The 18,689-nt window shown below is 73.1% G+C and carries 14 protein-coding genes; 6 read left to right on the top strand and 8 right to left on the bottom strand.

Going from position 1 to position 18,689, the window contains the following annotated elements; all coding sequences use genetic code 11:
• Positions 1-226: 226 nt before the first annotated feature.
• Positions 227-607: an MGMT family protein gene (locus tag JK364_RS34475; protein WP_307841460.1), complete on the bottom strand. Its 381-nt coding sequence runs from the start codon at positions 605-607 to the stop codon at positions 227-229.
• Between the two features lie 267 nt (positions 608-874).
• Between JK364_RS34475 and JK364_RS34470 the strand changes: the two genes are divergently transcribed.
• From JK364_RS34470 to JK364_RS34460, 3 genes are all read left to right on the top strand, one after another.
• Complete coding sequence (locus JK364_RS34470) at positions 875-3,646, top strand: lysylphosphatidylglycerol synthase transmembrane domain-containing protein (RefSeq protein ID WP_201855288.1); 2,772 nt, start codon at positions 875-877, stop codon at positions 3,644-3,646.
• A 238-nt stretch (positions 3,647-3,884) separates the two neighbouring features.
• A complete protein-coding gene (locus tag JK364_RS34465) occupies positions 3,885-5,393 on the top strand; it encodes an alpha/beta hydrolase (RefSeq protein ID WP_201855287.1) in 1,509 nt (502 codons plus the stop codon).
• Between the two features lie 111 nt (positions 5,394-5,504).
• Positions 5,505-7,109, top strand: a complete 1,605-nt coding sequence (locus tag JK364_RS34460; protein WP_201855286.1) for an alpha/beta hydrolase — start codon at positions 5,505-5,507, stop codon at positions 7,107-7,109.
• Positions 7,110-7,211: 102 nt separating this feature from the next.
• Here JK364_RS34460 and moeZ read toward each other — a convergent pair whose 3' ends face one another.
• From moeZ to JK364_RS34425, 7 genes are all read right to left on the bottom strand, one after another.
• Complete coding sequence (moeZ, locus tag JK364_RS34455; RefSeq protein WP_201855285.1) at positions 7,212-8,390, bottom strand: adenylyltransferase/sulfurtransferase MoeZ; 1,179 nt, start codon at positions 8,388-8,390, stop codon at positions 7,212-7,214.
• 85 nt (positions 8,391-8,475) lie between these two features.
• Positions 8,476-9,243, bottom strand: coding sequence for a spherulation-specific family 4 protein (locus JK364_RS34450; RefSeq protein WP_201855284.1), 768 nt, complete (start codon positions 9,241-9,243; stop codon positions 8,476-8,478).
• Entirely contained in the window at positions 9,231-10,292 is a 1,062-nt protein-coding gene (locus JK364_RS34445; RefSeq protein WP_201855283.1) for an SDR family oxidoreductase, read from the bottom strand. The genes JK364_RS34450 and JK364_RS34445 overlap by 13 nt, the downstream gene beginning before the upstream one ends.
• Positions 10,293-10,463: 171 nt before the next feature.
• Positions 10,464-11,717 (bottom strand): hypothetical protein, encoded by a 1,254-nt coding sequence (locus JK364_RS34440; RefSeq protein ID WP_201855282.1) that lies wholly within the window; start codon positions 11,715-11,717, stop codon positions 10,464-10,466.
• A gap of 368 nt (positions 11,718-12,085) precedes the next feature.
• A complete protein-coding gene (locus JK364_RS34435) occupies positions 12,086-13,987 on the bottom strand; it encodes a DUF3492 domain-containing protein (RefSeq protein ID WP_201855281.1) in 1,902 nt (633 codons plus the stop codon).
• Positions 13,988-14,190: 203 nt separating this feature from the next.
• Positions 14,191-15,738, bottom strand: a complete 1,548-nt coding sequence (locus JK364_RS34430) for a DUF3152 domain-containing protein (RefSeq protein ID WP_201855280.1) — start codon at positions 15,736-15,738, stop codon at positions 14,191-14,193.
• Complete coding sequence (locus tag JK364_RS34425) at positions 15,722-16,759, bottom strand: alpha/beta fold hydrolase (protein WP_201855279.1); 1,038 nt, start codon at positions 16,757-16,759, stop codon at positions 15,722-15,724. Before JK364_RS34425 ends, JK364_RS34430 begins: the two co-directional genes overlap by 17 nt.
• A 274-nt stretch (positions 16,760-17,033) precedes the next feature.
• Between JK364_RS34425 and JK364_RS34420 the strand changes: the two genes are divergently transcribed.
• The 3 genes from JK364_RS34420 (at position 17,034) to JK364_RS34410 (ending at position 18,497) form a co-directional block, all read left to right on the top strand.
• Positions 17,034-17,264 (top strand): Rv3202a family protein, encoded by a 231-nt coding sequence (locus JK364_RS34420; RefSeq protein ID WP_201855278.1) that lies wholly within the window; start codon positions 17,034-17,036, stop codon positions 17,262-17,264.
• A gap of 137 nt (positions 17,265-17,401) precedes the next feature.
• A complete protein-coding gene (locus JK364_RS34415) occupies positions 17,402-18,043 on the top strand; it encodes a TetR/AcrR family transcriptional regulator (protein WP_201855277.1) in 642 nt (213 codons plus the stop codon).
• A 226-nt stretch (positions 18,044-18,269) separates the two neighbouring features.
• Positions 18,270-18,497, top strand: a complete 228-nt coding sequence (locus JK364_RS34410) for a DUF3107 domain-containing protein (protein WP_201855276.1) — start codon at positions 18,270-18,272, stop codon at positions 18,495-18,497.
• Positions 18,498-18,689 lie beyond the last annotated feature (192 nt).

The following is an 18,689-nucleotide window of genomic DNA, read 5'->3' as shown; positions in this document are numbered from 1 at the left end:
ACACCGGTACGGGCACCAGTACGGGTACCGGTACGGGCTCACGCTCATCGGACGCCCGTACGGCCGCCGACCCGCCGCGCACGCGTACGGCCGCCGACCCGCCGCACTCGCGTACGGCCCCGCGCTCACCGTGCCCCGGTACGACAGCAAGCCCCGGTACGGCCGCGCGTCCGCCGCCCCCGGTGACGGCCGCCCCGGTCCCGCCGCGCTTCCGAAAGCCGCCCCGCTAACGGCCGTGGTCCTGCCCGCCCCCGTCCCACCGCGCCCTGGCCATGTCGATCCGCGGCACATGGCCCTCGGCCGAGCGCGCCGCCTCGCGCAGCGGCGTGCCCTCCTCGCGGTAGTGGTCAAGGGCGCGCAGCTCGTGGCCGGGCAGCAGCACACCGTCCGCGCGCACCACCCGCCACCACGGCACGGCGCCCCCGTAGAGCGCCATCACCCGCCCCACCTGGCGCGGGCCGCCCTCCTCCAGCCATTCGGCGACGTCCCCGTAGGTCATCACGCGGCCGGAGGGGATCAGCTCGGCCACCTCCAGCACCCGCTCGGCGTACTCGGGCAGCTCCTCGGCGCTGTCCCCGTCCTCCGGCTCCCTGCTCTCCCGGCTCATCCGCCCCATCCTGCCGCACCCCTCCGACAGCCCCGACGACAGCCGCGCCAAACGCTTCACCGCACGCCCCTCCGTACGCCCCGCAGAGCGCGCCACCGCGCCCCGCGCAGGGTGGCGGCGGGCCCGCTCCGGGCCGGGTCGCGGTTCGATCACGCACTGTGCGGGAATCCTCAGCAGGGCGTACCATTCGGGGTCCACGTCCCCGAAATGCACCCTGATGCCCCCCTCCGCAGCCCGGGCATGCCACCATCTTCCGGGCGGTGACTGGTGATACGAGATCAAGAAGAGACGGCGAAGCAGCAGGGTGCGCAGCCTCCGGAGGAGGAGGCCCGCACCTCGAAGGCATTGCCGCACTCCACGACACCGTCCGGTCGGCCGGAGACAGAGGCCCCGGACTCGGGGGATGACTGCGGCCCGGACGGACCGGAGGGCCATGTGGACCGGGTCTCCGGCGACGAGCCGCTGCTGCCGGCCCGCGTGCACCGCCCCTCCGATCTGCTGCGGACGCTGCTCGGGATCCTCGGCATGGCCGTCGTGCTCGCCATCGCGGCCTTCGCCCACGGCACCACCGCGGGTCTGGAGAAGGACATCGGGCACGGCGCCGACCAGGCGCCCCCGCTACTGATCGACTTCGCGGGGCTCACGGCCGGGGTGGCCGTCCTCGTCCTGCCGGTGGCCTTCGCCTTCGAGCGGCTGATCAAACGGGACGGCCTGCGGATCGCCGACGGCGTGCTGGCCGCGGTGCTGGCCCACGGGGTGTCCCTCGCCATGGACCTCTGGGTCGCCAGAGGCGCCCCCGGTTCGCTCCGCGAGGCCCTCACTCAGCCCGCCCCCGGCGGCACCTTCAGCGACCCCGTGCACGGCTATCTCGCTCCCGTCATCGCCTATATGACGGCCGTCGGCATGGCCCGGCGCCCGCGCTGGCGGGTGGCCATGTGGTGCGTGCTGCTGCTCGACGCCTTCGCGGTGCTCGTGGGCGGCTACACCACACCGTTCTCGATCGCCCTTACGGTGCTCATCGGCTGGGCGGTGGCCTACGGCACGCTCTACGCGGTCGGCTCCCCCAATGTGCGCCCCACCGGCCAGCACCTGCTCGCCGGGCTGCGCCGGGTCGGCTTCAACCCGGTCAGCGCCATGCGCGCCGAGGAGCCCGAGGACGAGCACGGCGGCCATGGCGACCGGGGCCGCCGCTATCTGGTCACCCTGGAGGACGGCCCGCCCCTGGACGTCACCGTCGTCGACCGGGAGCAGCAGGCCCAGGGCTTCTTCTACGGCGTCTGGCAGCGGCTGACCCTGCGGACGATCACCCCGCCCCGCAGCCTCCAGTCGCTGCGCCAGGCCCTGGAGCAGGAGGCGCTGCTCGCCTACGCGGCCATCGCGGCCGGGGCCAACGCGCCCAAGCTGATCGCCACCTCCGAGCTCGGCCCGGACGCCGTGATGCTCGTCTACGAGCACGTCGGCGGCCGACCGCTGCACGCCCTGCCGGACGAGGCGATCACCGACGAACTGCTGGCCGAGGCCTGGCACCAGGTCCAGGCGCTCCAGTCGCGGCGGATCGCCCACCGGCGGCTGGACAGCGACGCCCTGCTCATCGACCGCAACGGCACGGTCTTCCTGACCGATCTGCGCAGCGGCGAGATCGCGGCCGGTGACGTGGTGCTGCGGATGGACATCGCACAGCTGCTGACCACCCTGGGCCTGCGGGTGGGCGCCGAGCGCTCCGTGGCCGCCGCGGTGGAGGTCCTCGGCCCGGACGCGGTCGCCGGCAGCCTTCCGCTGCTGCAGCCCCTGGCGCTCGGCCGGGGCACCCGCGCGACCCTGCGCCAGCTCGCGCGCGAGCGCGCCCAGCGCCACCGGGAGGCCGTCCTGGAGGCGTCCCACGCCGCCAAGGAGGCCAAGGAGGCCCGGGAGGCCGAGGCGAGAGAGGCACAGGAGGCCGCCGGGGGTCCGGAGGCGGCCGCCGGCGACCGTAAGACGGCCAAGGCCGAGAAGCAGGCGGAGAAGCGCGCCATCGAGGAGGCCCTGGAGGACGCCCGCGAGGAGGATCTGCTCTCCCAGATCCGGCAGCAGGTGCTGCTGGTGAGGCCCCAGGCTCCGATACAGCCCGAACGGCTGGAGCGCATCAAGCCGCGCACCCTGGTCAGCTTCTGCGCGGGGGCCTTCGCCGCGTACTTCCTGCTGTCCCAGTTCACCCATCTCAAGCTGGGCGCCCTGGTCGGCGAGGCCAACTGGATCTGGGTCATCTTCGCGCTCGTCTTCTCCGCGCTCACCTATCTGGCCGCGGCGCTGAGCCTGCTCGGCTTCGTCCCGGAGAAGGTGCCCCTCGGGCGGACGGTGCTGGCGCAGGTGGCCGCCTCGTTCGTGAAGCTGGTGGCGCCCGCGGCGGTCGGCGGGGTCGCCCTCAACACCCGCTTCCTCCAGCGCGCGGGGGTGCGGCCGGGACTCGCGGTGGCCAGTGTGGGCGCCTCCCAGCTGTTCGGGCTCGCCAGCCATATCGTGCTGCTGCTGACCTTCGGCTACATCACCGGCACCGAGCGCACCCCGGCGCTCTCGCCGTCCCGGACAGTGATCGCCGGGCTGCTGACGGCCGCCGTCCTGGTGCTGGTGGTGACCGCCATTCCGGTGCTGCGGAAGTTCGTGTCCACCCGGGTTCGGTCGCTGTTCGCGGGCGTCGTCCCGCGCATGCTGGACGTGCTCCAGCGGCCCAAGAAGCTGCTCGCCGGCATCGGCGGCACCCTGCTGCTGACCGCCGCGAACGTGATGTGCCTCGACTCCGCGATCCGGGCGTTCGGCGGTGAGCTGAGCTACGCGAGCATCGCCGTCGTCTTCCTCGCGGGCAACGCCCTGGGGTCGGCGGCGCCCACCCCCGGCGGTGTGGGCGCGGTCGAGGCCGCCCTGATCGCGGGTCTGACCTTCGCCGGGCTGCCGTACGAGACGGCGGCGCCCGCGGTGCTGCTCTTCCGGCTGATGGTCTTCTGGCTGCCGGTGCTGCCCGGCTGGGTGGCCTTCACCCACCTCACCCGCAAAGGGGCGCTGTAGCGCCCGTGCTCGCCCGTGCAAGGGCGCTGTAGCGCCGTTGCCCGCCCGCGAAAGGGCGCTAAGGCGCTTGTAGGGCTCGCCCGCGATGAGGCGCCGTAGCGCCCGTAGAGGCCCCGCTGGAGCCCTCCCGCAGGCACCCGGACACCCAGCCTCCCCTCACCCGTACGCCCCCGCTGTGCGCGCGTGTGGCGGCCACGGACCTCACGATGGCGGTACCCCCACCCATGGGAGAGCCGCCGTGTCCCGACCTCTGCGCCTCGGTGCGCTGTCCGCCGCTCTGCTGCTGACCGCCCTGGCCACCGGATGCGGTGGCGACGGCGGACGGCCGGACACCTCGGCCCACCAGAAGCTGGACTGGGCCGGCTGCCCCGCCCCCTCCTCGAGCCAGGACGCGACCGCCACCAAGGCGCCGGGCGGGGAGTGGGAGTGCGCGACGCTCCATGTGCCGCTGGACTACCGCAAGCCGCACGGCAAGACCATCGGCATCGCCATGATCCGCGCCAAGGCCACCGACCGGCGCCACCGGATCGGCTCGCTCATCTTCAACTTCGGCGGCCCCGGCGGCTCGGGCGTGGCCACCCTCCCGGCGCTCGCGGGCAGCTACAAGCAACTGCGCACCCGCTACGACCTGGTCAGCTTCGATCCGCGCGGGGTCGGCCGCAGCAGCGGGGTGCGCTGCCTCCCGGACCGGCAGCTCGACGCCTACTACGCCGCCGACTCCACCCCGAACGACAGCGCCGAGGTGAAGAGCCTGGTCCGCCGGGTCAAGACCTACGCCGGCGGATGCGAGAAGAACTCCGGCACGATCCTGCCGTACGTCGGCACCACCAACGCCGCCCGTGACATGGACCTCATGCGACGCGTCCTCGGCGACAAGAAGATGCACTACTTCGGCGTCTCCTACGGCACCGAACTCGGCGGCGTCTACGCCCATCTGTACCCGAAGCAGGTGGGACGCGCCCTCTTCGACGGGGTCGTGGACCCCATGCAGACGCCCGAACAGGGCGCGCTCGGCCAGGCCAAGGGGTTCCAGCGCGCCCTCGACGACTATCTGAAGGCGTGTACCAGGACCAGCGTCTACAGCTGCCCCACCCAGAACCGGATCCGCACGCTGCTGAAGCGGCTCGACAGCCGTCCGGTGCGCGGCTACGGCGGCCGGAAGCTGACCGAGTCCCTGGCCGACGGCGGCATCGCGCAATCCCTGTACTCGCGGGAGTACTGGCAGTACCTCACCCAGGGGATCGCCGCCGCCCAGCAGGGCGACGGCAGGATCCTGCTGGCCCTGGGGGACGCCATGAACGGACGCGGCCCGGACGGCCGCTACAGCACCCTCCAGTCCGCCCTTACCGCCATCACCTGCGCCGACTTCAAGCAGCGCTATACGGTCCCGGACATCGAGCGGAAGCTGCCCACCTTCCGTAAGGTCTCCCCCGTCTTCGGCGACATGATGGCGTGGGGCCTGACCCAGTGCACCGACTGGCCGGTCCGCGGCGCCTGGACCACGCCCGACGTGAGCGCCAAGGGGGCCGCGCCGATCCTGGTCGTCGGCAACACCGGTGACCCGGCGACCCCGTACGAGGGTGCCGCGCGGATGGCGAAGGAGTTGGGCCCCGGGGTCGGCGTCCAGCTCACCTACAAGGGCGAGGGCCATGGGGCGTACGACAGCGGCAACGCCTGTGTCCGGAAGACGGTCAACGCCTATCTGCTGCGGGGCACGGTGCCTCCGAAGGGGAAGGTCTGCACCTAGGGCCGGGGCCGCGCCCAGACCCGCCGCACCCCGGCCGACCTCACGAATCGTGATGGCTTTGAGAAGAACCACAGGCGATTCCGTCCCCGCCTCCTCATAGGATCTCCGGATATGCCGAGTTCCTCACGCACCATACGGACCAGGGCGCTGGTCTCCATGACCGCCATGGTCACCCTCCTCGCCGTCGCGGGCTGCGACGACGACGGGGGAAACGAGCAGGGCAAGGCGTCGTCCGAGCCCTCGGCGTCGGCCCCGGCCGCGCCTTCGGACTCCGGGCTGCCGGGCTCGCTCACGGGTCAGAAGCTCAACTGGTCGTCCTGTCCCGCCCCGACCGCGATGCAGGGCACCGGTGAGAAGCCGGGAAGCGAGTGGGAATGCGCCACTCTCAAGGCGCCGCTGGACTACGCGAAGCCCAGAGGCGAAACGATCGATCTGGCCATGATCCGCGCCAAGGCCACCGGATCGGGCAAGCGCATCGGCTCCCTGGTGTTCAATTTCGGCGGACCCGGCGGCTCCGGTGTCTCCTCGCTGCCCGGTTTCGCCTCCGCCTACGACACCCTGCGCTCACGCTATGACCTGGTGAGCTTCGATCCGCGCGGGGTCGGCGAGAGCGCCGGGGTGCGGTGCCAGAGCGACGCGGAGATCGACGCCTCGGACGCCGTGGACAGCACGCCGGACGACGACGCCGAGGTCAAGACCGCGATGGCGGACTCGAAGGCGTTCATCAAGGGCTGTGAGAAGCGTTCCGGCAAGGTGCTCGGACATGTGGACACCGTGAGCGCCGCGCGTGACATGGACCTCATGCGGCAGGTGCTGGGCGACGACAAGCTGTCGTACTTCGGCATCTCCTACGGCACCGAACTCGGCGGCGTCTACGCCCATCTGTACCCGAAGCGGGTGGGACGCGCGGTCCTGGACGCCGTGGTCGACCCCACCGAGGACCCCGAGCAGGGCTCCTACGGCCAGGCGAAGGGCTTCCAGCTCGCGCTCGACAACTACCTCGAGGACTGCGCCAAGAAGGGCACGGCCTGCCCGACCGGCGGCGACCCGGCGGCGGGCGCCGGCCGGATCGCGGCCTTCCTGAAGAAGCTCGACAAGAAGCCGCTGTCCACCGAGAGCGGCCGCAAGCTCACCCAGGACGGGGCGCTGGGCGGTATCGCCGCCGCGCTCTACGACAAGGAGAGCTGGAAGTACCTGACGCTCGGGCTGCAGGAGGCGATACAGCTCGAGGAGGGCAACATGCTGCTCGCGATGGCCGATTCGATGTCCGGCCGCGACGAGAACGGCCACTACAGCAACATCAACGCCGCCAACGCGGCCATCAACTGCGTGGACGACAGGCAGCGTTACACGGTGACCGATGTGAAGGCCCAGCTGCCGCGCTTCCGTAAGGCGTCACCGGTCTTCGGCGAGTATCTGGCCTGGGGCATGCTCGGCTGCACCGGCTGGCCGGTGGACGGCACCACGGACACCCCGGACGTCAGCGCCGAGGGCTCGGCGCCGATCCTCGTGGTCGGCAACACCGGAGACCCGGCCACCCCGTACGAGGGGGCCCGGAAGATGGTCCAGGAGCTGGGCAAGGGCGTGGGCGTCGAGGTCACCTACAAGGGCCAGGGCCATGGCGCGTACAACAGCGGCAACGCCTGTATGACGAAGACCGTGAACGCCTATCTGCTGGACGGGAAGGTGCCCGCGGGCGGCAAGACCTGCCGCTGAGGCTCTCGCGGCAGCCGTAAGGGGGCCGACGACAGCCGTAAGGGGGCCGGATCGCCGTCGGCGCGGCGGTCCGGCCCCCTTACGGGCGGTGCGTACCGGAGATCAGTAGACCGGCTTGTCGGGCTCGATCTGGTTGACCCAGCCGATCACGCCGCCGCCCACATGGACGGCGTCGGAGAAGCCCGCGGACTTCAGGACGGCCAGGACTTCCGCCGACCGGACACCCGTCTTGCAATGCAAGACGATCTTCTTGTCCTGCGGAAGGTCCTGGAGGGCGCCGCCCATCAGGAACCCGTCCTTCGGGATCAGCCGGGCGCCGGGGATCGAGACGATCTCGTACTCGTTGGGCTCGCGGACATCGATGATGTCGATGTTCTCGCCGTCGTCGATCCACTCCTTGAGCTGCTTGGGAGTGATCGTCGAACCGGCCGCCGCCTCCTGGGCCTCGTCCGACACCACACCGCAGAACGCCTCGTAGTCGATCAGCTCGGTGACGGTCGGGTTCGGGCCGCAGACCGCGCAGTCCGGGTCCTTGCGGACCTTGACCTGGCGGTAGGTCATCTCCAGGGCGTCGTAGATCATCAGACGGCCGACCAGCGGGTCCCCGGTGCCGGTGAGCACCTTGATGGCCTCGGTGACCTGGATGGAGCCGATGGAGGCGCACAGCACGCCCAGCACGCCGCCCTCGGCGCAGGAGGGGACCATGCCGGGCGGCGGGGGCTCCGGGTACAGGCAGCGGTAGCAGGGGCCGTGCTCGGACCAGAAGACCGACGCCTGGCCGTCGAAGCGGTAGATCGAACCCCACACGTACGGCTTGTTCAGCAGCACGCACGCGTCGTTGACCAGATAGCGGGTGGCAAAGTTGTCGGTGCCGTCCACGATCAGGTCGTACTGGGAGAAGATCTCCATCACGTTGTCCGCCTCGAGGCGGCCCTGGTGCAGCACGACGTTCACGTACGGGTTGATGCCGAGGACCGTGTCACGGGCGGACTCTGCCTTGGACCGGCCGATGTCCGCCTGGCTGTGGATGATCTGGCGCTGCAGGTTGGACTCGTCGACCTCGTCGAACTCCACGATGCCGAGGGTGCCCACGCCTGCCGCGGCGAGGTACATCAGGGCGGGGGAGCCGAGGCCGCCCGCGCCCACACAGAGCACCTTGGCGTTCTTCAGCCGCTTCTGCCCGTCCATCCCGACATCGGGGATGATCAGATGGCGCGAGTACCTGCGGACCTCGTCGACGGTGAGCTCGGGAGCCGGCTCGACCAGGGGTGGCAGCGACACGGGGACTCCGTAAGGGGAGGGAGCAGACGGTTCACCCCCGCGTGAGCGGGGTGGTTTTCTTCTCGTAACACTGCCACGCCCCATCTCATTCCATGACACGTGGTCCGAGTCGCGAGACGATTTCGTCCCAGTAGCCGGGCAGGGCCGTCCACGGGGAATCGGTGCAGGTCCGCCCGTCCGGATGGGCCGTACGGTCGGTGAAGTAGATCGTGCCCGCGCCCTGCCAGCGGGCGATCCTCAGCCCTTCCTCGAGATGCCGGCGGGGAACGCCGTGCACCTGATGGCAGAACCGTTCGGGCGGATACCCCGCGGTCCACTCGGCCACCTGGGACCAACGGTAGTCGGGCCACGAGCCCCGGAAGGTCACCAGCTGATCGGCGAGCTCCATATAGTCCTCATGCGGATGGATGCCCTGGCCGAGCACCAGATAGGCCCCGCCCAGCAGCGCGCGCAGCGTGGCCGCCGTACGGCGGACCTCCGGCAGTCCGGGGCGGTCCACCGGGCAGCGCTCCAGACAGAAGCCGTCGACCTGGTACCAGTCCAGGAAGTGGTTCGCGTCACTGATCACCTCGCCGAAGGGGCGGGTGCCGCACCGCAGGTCGAGATGGCCCAGCACCCGTACGCCCGTGGCACGCAGCCGGGCCGCCGCCGTAAGGCAGTGCGGATCCCTGCGCGAGCCGGGGCCGCGGGCGACATTGAGGACCGCCCAGTGCAGGGGCGCGCCGGGGCGGGTGAGCTCGGCCCACTCGGTGGGCGCCACCAGGGGGTGGGCGTAGCCGGGCACTCCGAAGCCCAGCCGGGCGGCGGTGGCCGGGACCTCGTGCCCGGGGTCCGCGGGGATCAGATGCGACATGCCGCCTCCATCCAGATGTCGGCGAGCGACTCCTCCAGCGGGATCCTCGAGCGCCAGCCGAGCCGGTCGCGGGCGGTGCGCACATCGGCCTGCTGCCAGCTGCCGCAACCGTCCGGGTAGGGGTAGGTGGCGCCGGCGCCCGCCGGGCCGCCGCCGTGCTCGCCCGCCACCTGGGGGTGGGCGGGTGCGTGGCCGTGGGCGGTGGCATGGCCGTGGGCCGCGCCATGGGGATGGGCGGGCGCCGGGACGTGGGCCGCGGCGGCCGGGACGTGATGCGGCCCCCCGCGCCCCGGCGGGCTGTCGATCTCGTGCAGGGCGCCGCCGAAGCCCGCCACCCTGGCGAGCACGGAGGCCGCCTCGCGCAGCCTTACGGCGCGCCCGCTGCCGATGTTGACCACGCCCTGCGCGGCCGACAGCGAGGCCGCGTGGACCGCCCGCGCCACGTCCCGTACGTCCACGAAGTCGCGCTGCACGCCCAGGCCGCTCAGCTTGAGCTCGCTCTCCCCGGACTGCATCGCGCGCCGCATCGCCTCCGCGAGCCGCCCCAGCGGCGAACCGGCCGGGGTGCCGGGCCCCACGGGCGAGAAGACCCGCAGCACCACCGCGTCCAGTCCGGAGCCCAGCACCAGCTCGGTCGCGGCGAGCTTGCTCACGCCGTACGGGCCGCCGGGGCGCGGCACGGCGTCCTCGGCGGTCGACGAGCCGGGCTGCGAGGGCCCGTACTCGGAGGAGCAGCCGATCTGGACGAGGCGGGCGCCGCAGCCGCTGCGGCGCAGCGACTCGCAGACAGTGGCCACGGCGACGGTGTTGTGCCGGGTGAGCTCGCGCGCCCCGCCACGGGTCGCCCCGGCGCAGTTGATCACGACACCGGGGTGGACCGCGTTGAGGAAGCGGGTGAGCGCGCCCGGACTGCCGTTGGACAGGTCGAACCGCACATCGGCGTCGTCGCCGCGGCCGAGCGCGGTGAGCTGGACGGCGGGGTCGGCGAGCAGGTGTTCGGCCACATAGCGGCCGAGGAATCCGCCGGACCCGAGCAACAGGACTCTCATCGGCCGCGCCTCCCCGTACTGGCGCGCTGATCGGTCATGTCGCAGCTCATGTGGTTGCTCCTCGGACTCATTGAGGGGGAAGGACGGGGGGTGGCGGGTTCGGTGGGCGCCTTACGGGGGCGGTGGGCCCCTTACGGGCGCGGTGGACGCCTTACCGGCGCGGTGCACGCCTTATGGGGCGCGGTCCGGGGCGGTGCGGGTCGTACGGGTGTCACGGGCGGTCCGGGCGGTACGCGCACCGGGGTCGCCGTGGGCGGAGGCCCGGCACAGGGCGCCGAACGCGTGGATCAGCAGGACGAGCGCGGCGGCGCCGCAAGCGGCCACGGGGACGGCGGCCGCGCCCTGGGCGGCGGTCAGCCGTGCCATGGGCTCCCCTAGCGGCGCGGCGCCCGGCAGCCGGGCGGCCGCCGCCGTCGCCAGGGCCGCGGCCTGGACCGCGCAGGCCACGGCAAGGCCGCTGAGCGCGGCCCTCCGGAAGCCATGGACGGCGAGCAGCCGGGCGAGGAACAGCAGCCCGCAGAGCGCCACGACGGCGGCCTCGGCCGTCGAGAGGGGCGCGGCGGCGGGAGGCGGTCCGGGCACCGTGAGCCGGGCCGTGGGCACCAGGGCCGCCAGAGCGCAGAGGAAGGCCGCCACCACGCTCGCGAACAGCGGGCGCACCCCCGCCGCGAACTCCTCGAGACCACGGCTGACCGCCAGCCTGCGGCGCGCCCGCACGGCGAACCAGCGGGCGCACCACGCGGCGGGCGCGGCGGCCAGGGCGAGGAGCACGGCGGCCTCGGCCGCGGGCGCCGCGTCGTAAGGGCGGCGTCCGTCGAGGAGCCCGGTGAGCAGCCAGTCCCCGGCGGCGGCGTACCCGAGCAGCCAGCCGGTGCCGAAGGCGTGCGCGAGACGGCCCCCGCGCCCGCTCCCACGGACGCGCAGGGGGCCGCGGCGCAGACACAGCCACAGGGCGATGAGCGTCAGGGCGGCGCCGCCCGCGCCCAGGCCGAGGCCGACGGTGGCGTCCTTACGAATGGCATCGACGCGGAAGGCGGCGGAGGCGGTCGCCGCGCACAGGGCGCCCGGCAGCAGCCACAGCGCCGCGAGCGTCAGCCGCACGACCGGCGCGCGCCCCGGGGCGGGGGCGGCCGGGGGCGCGGGCTCCTCGGCGCGCGGCACCCGGGCGTACAGCTCCTCGGCGAGCGAGAAGACATCGCGGTGCCGGAAGCGCGCGGCGGTGCGGTCCGTCACACCGTGGGCCTCCAGCCCGGCGGCGATCTCCAGCGGATCGACGGCGCGGGCGCACAGGTCGTGGTGGCGGTGCATCAGCGCCCGCACCGGATCGGCGGGCCCGCGCCGCCCCTTCCCCTGCCCCTTCCCGGCGGCGGTGCGCGGCGACGCCTCGTCCGGCCGCCGGGAGACCGGCACCCGGGAGACCGGCACCCGGGCGGCCCCGGACAGGGCGGCGAGGCCGCGATCCGAAACGGGGCCGCGGTCCGAGGCGAGCCCACGGTCCGAAACAAGGCCACGATCCGAGGCAGGGCCGCGATCCGAAGCGAGCCCGCGATCCGAAACAGGGCCACGATCCGAGACGAGCCCGCGATCCGAGGCAAGCCCACGGTCCGAGGCAGGGCCGCGACCGGAGGCGAGGCCGCGATCCGAAGCGAGCCCGCGATCCGAAACAGGGCCGCGATCCGAGGCAAGCCCACGGTCCGAGGCAAGCCCACGGTCCGAGGCGAGGCCGCGGTCCGAGGCGAGGCCGCGGTCCGAGGAGGCCGGGTCGAATGGGCCGTTCCACCGGGGAGGCGTGGTCATGCGCCCTCCTCGGACGGGCGCGGGCCCACGCCCAGCGGCTCGCGTGGTGGTGGACCGGCCCAGGTGGGGGTGTGCTCCGGGGCGGGGCGGGAGGCGGCCGGGCCGGGCGGCCGATGCCCGAAGCCGTCACCGTCGCGGCCCGCGGTCCAGCGCCCCGGCACATGGGCCTCGGCGGGGCGGGCGAACGGCAGCGGCCCGCCGCCCTCGCCGACCTCCTCGCGCGGCACCGGGCAGTGCGACATCAGCTCCAGATAGATCCCGCGGAAGGCCGCGACGTTCTGCTCGACGGTGAACAGCTCCAGCGCACGGGCGCGCGCGGCGGCGCCCAGGCGCGCACAGCGCTCGGCGTCGCTCAGCAGCGCCAGGCACGCGTCCGCGAGCGCCCGGGGATTGCGCGGGGGCACCACGAGGCCGGTGCCGCCGATGACCTCGCACACCGCGCCCACGTCCGTGGACACCGTGGCCCGCCCGCAGAACATCGCCTCGACCAGCCCGACCGGAAAGCCCTCGACCACGCTGGACAGCACCACGACACCGCCCGCCCCATAGGCGTCGGCCAGGGTCGGCACCTCGGGGTCGCCGAGCCGCTCGAAGGAGACCGGGCTGTCACCGGCGGAGTGGGCGTCCGCCGCCTCGTCGGGGAAGAGATGGTCGGCCAGCGCCCGGCAGTGGGCCGGATAGCCGTCCGGCTCCGGGTCCTCGCCGCGCCGGGTCTCGACGATCCTCAGCCGGGCGTCCGGCTGCCACCGGCGCACCTCGGCGAAGGCGTGCAGCAGCGCGATGACGTCCTTGGGCGGTTCGATCCGGCCCACCCACACCAGCGTCCGGTCGTCGCCTTCGGACGGGGCCGCCCCCTGCTCGCCGATCTCCGCGAACCGGGCGGCGTCCATGCCCGGGTAGACGGTGCGCAGCCGCTCCCGGTCGGCGCCGCACCGTTCCTGCCAGCGGCGGGTGTGCGTATTGCCGGGGGTGATCAGATCCGCCCGCGCGTACGCCTCGGCGGCCAGCCGGCCGTGGAACGCGGTCAGCAGGGACCGTACGGGCCCGGAGAGCGGCCGTCCGCCCTCCGTACCGGCCGTACCGGCCGCACCGGCCGCACCGGCCGGACCCGCCAGATAGCACTCGCGCAGCCGTACGCCGTACTCGGTGAGCAGCAGCGGGGTGCCGAAGCGGCGCTTGGCCAGCAGGCCGGGGAGCACGGCGGCGCCGCCGGTCGCGGCGTGGCACAGATCCACCCCGGACAGCCCCGGATCGCCTCCGGCCCCGTCGCCGTACCAGTCGAGCGACAGCGGGCGCAGTGCGCGCTCCAGGGCCTCGGTGACGGCCAGCAGATCGGCGGCCCGCGCCCGCTGCGCGCCGTGCGGCGCCCCGAGGGTGCGGCAGGCCCGCTCCAGCGTCCTTACGGCGTCCTCGGAGCGGAGCGCGGCGGACAGTCCGCCGTACTCCCCCGCCAGGTCCGCGAGGCCGTGGAGACCATAGGCGAAACGGTCCGCCTGGTCCGTGGAGCACCCGGGCGCGCCGGAGCCCTGAGGCGCACCGGAACCCTGAGGCGCACCAGAGTCCTGAACCACACCGGAGCCATGCGGCGCGCCGGAACCGTAAGGCGCGCTGATCCCCGCGGCCAGCTCCCCGAAGTGCTCGGCGAACCGCCGCCGCTGCCGGCGGCCGCCCCAGCCGCCCCGCCGGGGCTCGGGCTCTCCCCACAGCGGCGCCGTGCACACCCGGCCGACATGCCGCGGCAGCTCGCCCCAGCCCGCGCCCTCCTGACCGGGGCCGCGGCTGAGCGCGTAGACCTCGAACTCATGCTGGGCGAGCCCGCGCACCAGCCGGTCGCACCACACCCGCGCATCACCGGTCGCATACGGATAGCCACCCTCCGTAAGCAATCCCACGCGCATGAGCGCACCCCCGATCTCCCAAACGGGCCGTTCGTCTGCCGTCGTCACCGGCGGCGGCCGCCGTCAGGCAGCGGGAGCACGTTATGCGCGCAGGGCCATGGCGCGATGGACGGTTGTCCGTCGCACCACCGGAAGGGGTGAACGCACGTGACCTATCGGGAATTCAGGCGTTGCGAGGCGCTATATGGGCCGGTACGGGCCCGTCAGCCCTTGGGGAACGGCCAGGCGTTGGGGCGGCAGGTGGCGCCGTCCGTCGACAGGAACTTGGTCTGCTGCATCATCACCGGCGCGAGCGCGCCCTGCTTGGAGCAGATCTCGTGGTTGTGGCCGAGACGGTGGCCCACCTCGTGGTTGATGAGCATCTGGCGGTAGGAGTGCATCTTGTCGTCGCCGAAGGTCCTGGCGCCCTGCGCCCACCGATAGGCGTTGATCATGACGCGCTCGGTGGAGGCCGAGTCGCAGGAGACGTTGTCCTCGGTGGTGTCCAGGCCGGACTTGGCGCACCACGCCGCCGTGGTCCCGGGGCTCGCGAGGGTGATCACGAAGTCCGCATGCCCGGACGAGACCCGCTCGAAGGTGCGAACGCCGCCGTGTCCCCAACTGCGGTCGTCGTTCAGCGTCTTGTGCACGGCCTCGGCGAACAGCTCGCCGTCGAGCGGCAGCCCCTTCTCCACATCGACGCGGTAGCGCAGCACCTGGCCGCGGCCGGGCGCCTTGTCGCGCCCGCCGACGGTCTGGAAGGCGCCGGATCCGCGCAGCTTGGCGTCGAGCGGAAAGAGGGCCGCCATCTTCTGGTCATAGGTGACGGGGGCGGGCGAGTCCGCCGAGCGGGCCGCACCGCGGCCGTCGTCGGCGTGGGAGCCGCGGGAGGCGGCGTCGTCGCCGCGCTCCGAGCCGCCCTGGGCCTGCGTCTTACCGCCGCCGCCCTGCGGTCCGCTCGCGACCTGTCCGGCCACCACGACGGCCAGCACGGTGGTCACGGCCGCGGCGGCGACACCGGTGAACGTGCGCCCCTTACCGCCCTTGGCGACACCGCGCGCCCCCTTGCCCGGGGGCTCCTGCTCGTCGTCGTCCGGCCCGCTCCCGCCGTCGCCGCCCGAACCGCCGCCGATCCCCCCGGAGGGGGTGGCCGCCCGCTGCGTACGGCGCTGCGGGGGCACTCCGCCCGGCGCACCGGCGGCGAAGACGTCGTCGCCGTCGCAGTCCACGGCGTCGGCGGTGTCGAACGCGTCGATGTACTCCTTGCGCGGGCCGGGCATCAGACCGGCCGCGCCGCCCGTGCCGCCCGTGGTCGGGCGCTGCGGCGGGTTCATGGTGCGCATGCCGTAAGGGGGCCGCTGACCGCCGGGCCCGCCGGGGCCTCTGAGCCCGCCCGGACCGCCGGGTCCGCCGGGGCCCCTGAGTCCGCCCGGACCGCCGCCGCGGCCACCGACCGCGCCCCAGCCGCCGCCCGCCTCGCGCTGCTCGGGATGTCCGCCCCTGGTGCGCGCGGCGGGCCCGCCGGCTCCGTAAGGCAGTCTCGGCACGCCCTGCGGCGGAGTGACCCCGGGGTCCGGGGCGCCGGGTCCCGGTGCGGCCCGGCGGCGCCCGGAACCCGGTCTGCCATCGTCGGCCGCGGGGGCCTCACCGGACGCGCTGTACTCGACGAACTCGGGGCCCGAACCCTGCCCCTGGCCGGAGCCCGCCGCGGCGGGCCGGCGCTCCCGGCCCTCCTGGCTGCCACGTGCGCTGTGTTTACCCACGCGCCGCACCGCTCCCGTCCGCGCCGGACACCGGTACGGCGGCCCCCCGCGCCTCCCGGCTGTCCCGGTCATCTCGTTGATCAACGTCGTCGAGCAGCTCGCGCATCCCGCGCGCCACCGCTTCGGGATACTCCATCATCGCGACATGCCCGGCGTCCAACAGCGTCAACAGACGCGAGTCGCGGAACGTGGCGTTGGCCCGATCCGCCATCCTTACGGACACCAACTGGTCGCGGCCGCCATAGACGAGCAGCGTCGGGGCGAGCACCCGCTCGGCCTGACGCCACAGGGAGTGCTGACCGCCCAGGGTGTACGAGTCGACGACACCGCGTGCCGAGCGGGTGAGCGCGTCCCAGAAGTACGGGAGGGTGAGCCGCCGTTCGAACTCCTCCACCGCGTAGGCGAAAGCCTCCCGGGTGACCAGGGACGGATCGCCGAAGGTGAGCGTCATCACCTCGCGGGTGCGCCGCTCCGCGTCCCAGTCCCTGGTCAAGCGGGTGAACAGCCGGGTCACCCCGGGCACCGCGAGCAGGCCGGTCGGCACCGCGGTGCGCTGCGGGCGAAGTTCGGGCAGCGCGGGCGAGACGAGCGTGAGGGTGCGCACCAGATCGGGCCGCACCGCGGCGACGCGGGTGGCGATCGAGCCGCCCATCGAATTGCCGACCAGATGGACCGGCCCGCGGTCCTGCGCGTCGAGGTAGCGGATCACGGTGCGGGCATGGCCGGTTATCGAGTAGTTGCCGTCGTCCGGCGGCGGGGAGTCACCGAAGCCGGGGAGGTCGAGCGCCTCGCCCTCCACCCGGTCGGCGAGCAGCTCCATGAGCGCGGACCAGTTCTGCGAGGAGCCGCCGAGGCCGTGGACGAAGAGCGCGGGCGGCAGCCCGGAGGCGGACGGCGGACGGCAGCGCACGGTCATCGTGAGCCCCGGAAGGGCCGCGGTCCGCAGCTTCTCCCCCGCTCCGACCCGCACGGGCCTCGCGGGCGGCACCGCCGCGACGATGCGGGCTTCCGGCGGCTCGGTCGAAGACATGCGGCAATGTTACGAGACGATCACGTGCGCGACCGTGTGTTCACGCTCACAGACCACGTAGCGTCCGAAAGTGACCTCTCCTAGGCTCGTAAGACACAGGGGCGATCACCTTGCCACTGGCTCGCCACCGGATGGCCGCCACTGGGCAGCCGTCGGTGGAAAGCCGCCGTAAGTGGGAACCCATCACTGGCGCCCACCACTGGCGAACCACCGGTGCGAAGCCGCCACAAGGAACAGGGAAGAAGCCGCCACAGGGAACAGGGAAGGGGAGTACATGTCCATCGACCCAACCGACCCCGACACCTTCGAGGACTCCGTGGAGAACACCGACGAAGCCGCCGGGCGCGACGTCGAGGCTCCCGAGGCGGACGCCGTCGAACAGCACCGCGAGGTGATCTCCCGCCGCGACGAACGGCCCAGGGCCGACGAGTCCATGGAAGCCAACGAGGCCGACCGGGCGGAACAGGCACGGATCGTCGAGGAGAACGAGGAGGACTATCGGTGACCAGCGTCATTTATGGGCTTTTCATAGAGTCCGGTACGTGAAATTCTCCGCACGAACAGCGCGCCGCACTGTTACCCAAAAGTACGATGGCGGGCGCGATGGACATCGTGCACAGGGATCATTCATTGGGAGGCGGCGTGACAGCCATCGAGCAGACCGAGGCGCGCCCACGGGGTACGCGCCTGCCGCGCCGAGCCCGACGTAATCAGCTGCTGGGGGCGGCTCAGGAGGTCTTTGTCGCGCAGGGCTACCACGCGGCCGCGATGGATGACATCGCCGAGCGCGCCGGGGTCAGCAAGCCGGTGCTGTACCAGCACTTCCCGGGCAAGCTGGAGCTGTATCTGGCCCTGCTCGACCAGCACTGCGACGCCCTGCTCCAGGCGGTGCGCACCGCGCTCGCCTCGACCACCGAGAACAAGCAGCGCGTCGCGGCGACCATGGAGGCGTACTTCGCCTACGTCGAGGAGGAAGGCGGCGCCTTCCGGCTCGTCTTCGAGTCCGACCTGACCAACGAGCCCGCGGTGCGCGAGCGCGTGGACCGCGTCTCGCTGCAGTGCGCCGAGGCGATCTGTGAGGTCATCGCCGAGGACACCGGGCTGTCCCGGGACGAGTCGATGCTGCTGGCCGTGGGCCTCGGCGGGGTGTCCCAGGTGGTCGCGCGCTACTGGCTCTCCAGTGAGAGCGCCGTGCCGCGGGACTCCGCTGTGCAGTTGCTCACCTCGCTGGCCTGGCGGGGTATCGCGGGCTTCCCGCTGCACGGGTCCGAGGGCGGCCACTGAGCGGGACCGCCGAGCGGACCCGCTGAGCGCGGCGGGGCGGCCGGGGCGCGGCCACTCAGCGGCCGGGAACCGTTCCCGGCCGCGAAGAGACGTGTTCGCGGCGGCGGGCGTGTTCGCTGCCGGCGTGCGCCCGCGACCCCCGGCGGGTGTCCCGGCCCGGCTAGTGTGTGCTGGGTACAGCGCGGATGGCCGCGCTACCCCAGTTGACCGTCGGAGGGACAAGGCCGTGGAGGTCAAGATCGGCGTGCAGCACGCGCCCCGCGAGATCACCTTGGAGAGCGGGCAGTCTGCCGAGGAGGTCGAGCGCCTGGTGGCCGAGGCGCTCGGCGGCAAGGCTCAGGTGCTGGCCCTGGAGGACGCCCACGGCCGTAAGGTCCTGGTCCCGTCCGACCGGCTCGCCTACGTCGAGCTCGGCGAGCCGTCCGCCCGCAAGGTCGGTTTCGGCGCGGCCTGAGGATTCACCCACAGCGGCGGGGTCCGGTGGAACGAAAACCACCGGACCCCGCCGCTGTTTGCGCTCGCACGCACGCCCCCGGCCCGACCTGCGCCACAGACCGCCCCCATGGACAGGATTGCCTCCGGTCGGGCACGGGTAGGACGGGCGTGACCGACTCGTGATCACGTATCGGTCCCGGTCCGCTCACGG

The sequence above is a fragment of the Streptomyces endocoffeicus genome (assembly GCF_016741935.1).
Lineage (GTDB): Bacteria > Actinomycetota > Actinomycetes > Streptomycetales > Streptomycetaceae > Streptomyces > Streptomyces endocoffeicus.
This window is presented reverse-complemented; position numbering and strand designations above follow the sequence as displayed.

Coding starts and splice junctions, on each gene's coding strand:
- JK364_RS34420 (WP_201855278.1), top strand. CDS start 17,034: ATGTCCATCGACCCAACCGACCCCGACACCTTCGAGGACTCCGTGGAG.
- JK364_RS34475 (WP_307841460.1), bottom strand. CDS start 607: ATGAGCCGGGAGAGCAGGGAGCCGGAGGACGGGGACAGCGCCGAGGAG.
- JK364_RS34435 (WP_201855281.1), bottom strand. CDS start 13,987: ATGCGCGTGGGATTGCTTACGGAGGGTGGCTATCCGTATGCGACCGGT.
- JK364_RS34450 (WP_201855284.1), bottom strand. CDS start 9,243: ATGTCGCATCTGATCCCCGCGGACCCCGGGCACGAGGTCCCGGCCACC.
- JK364_RS34425 (WP_201855279.1), bottom strand. CDS start 16,759: ATGTCTTCGACCGAGCCGCCGGAAGCCCGCATCGTCGCGGCGGTGCCG.
- JK364_RS34445 (WP_201855283.1), bottom strand. CDS start 10,292: ATGAGAGTCCTGTTGCTCGGGTCCGGCGGATTCCTCGGCCGCTATGTG.
- JK364_RS34460 (WP_201855286.1), top strand. CDS start 5,505: ATGCCGAGTTCCTCACGCACCATACGGACCAGGGCGCTGGTCTCCATG.